Source organism: Dolichospermum sp. LEGE 00246, assembly GCF_015207865.1.
In the GTDB taxonomy this organism is placed as follows: Bacteria; Cyanobacteriota; Cyanobacteriia; order Cyanobacteriales; family Nostocaceae; genus Dolichospermum; species Dolichospermum heterosporum.
The window spans coordinates 1-1,082 of the sequence record NZ_JADEWA010000768.1 but is presented as its reverse complement, the minus strand read 5'-3'; the positions used below and the strand labels follow the sequence as shown (position 1 = coordinate 1,082).

Annotated in this window: 1 protein-coding gene; it reads right to left on the bottom strand. The window is 40.6% G+C overall.

Annotation, left to right across the window (positions count from 1 at the left end):
• Positions 1-153: 153 nt before the first annotated feature.
• Entirely contained in the window at positions 154-813 is a 660-nt protein-coding gene (locus IQ228_RS26235) for a riboflavin synthase (RefSeq protein WP_193965036.1), read from the bottom strand.
• Between the last annotated feature and the right edge of the window lie 269 nt (positions 814-1,082).

The following is a 1,082-nucleotide window of genomic DNA, read 5'->3' as shown; positions in this document are numbered from 1 at the left end:
GAGTAGGGGAGTGGGGGGAGTAGGGGAGAAATCTCATTCTTCATTCTTCATTCTTCATTCTTCATTCTTCATTCTTCATTCTTCTGATAGCGCAGGGTGGCGTTAGCCATACTCGTGAATGGGCGCAGGCCCTGCGCCCCTACTTCCTGACTTCTACAAATATCCGTTTTCTGCTAGGAATGCGGTTGTAATTTCCTCTTGTTGATGGTGATTATTTCCGGGAGTTAGGAATTTTTCTACGTATTTACCCAGGATGTCTCCTTCTAAATTTACCCAACTCCCTGCTACTAAATGACTGAGATTGGTTTCGCTGTAGGTCAGGGGAATGACGGCGACTGTAAATTGAGATGATTCTGATTTGTATGCAGCGATGGTGAGGCTGATACCATTGATAGCAATGCTACCTTTAGGAACTATATAACGAGCGATCGCTTCTGGGGCAATAAAGGTCATTTCCCAAGAACTAGCTGTTTGTTCAGATGTGATTAACTGACCAATTCCATCTACATGACCCATGACGAAATGACCCCCAACTTTACCACCTACCCGCAGGGACGGTTCTAAGTTGACGGATCTTTGTTGAGTTTCTTCTTTACCCAATGTAGTGCGGCGGAGGGTTTCCGGCGAAGCGGTGGCAATAAACCCATCTTTTAAGATTTCTTCAACTGTTAGACATACGCCATCTACCGCTACACTATCACCATAGGCTAAGTCCTGAATGATCATCTTTGAGTGATTCAGATAACTAATCTGCCACAGATCTCCCATTACGGGTTTTATCGTTCCCAAACCTTGAATTAATCCTGTAAACACAGCTTTTCCAAAACTAATTTTATTTATTCCCTAATTTTGGCGGAAATTAACTAATAATTCTCGGAAAAAATGTAAACCTTTCCCGTTTGAATTTTTTTCCCAATTCCGGTAAATGAATATTAACATATTAACATCAATCCCCAGGCATACTTGAATCGGAGGATTAAAGAAGGATAAAATATGAAGGGTAAATAAATTAGTTGTTAAGATGGTGTGAAATTAGTTTATTTATACCTAATTGTTAGTACACCACAGTAACAGTCAAATAA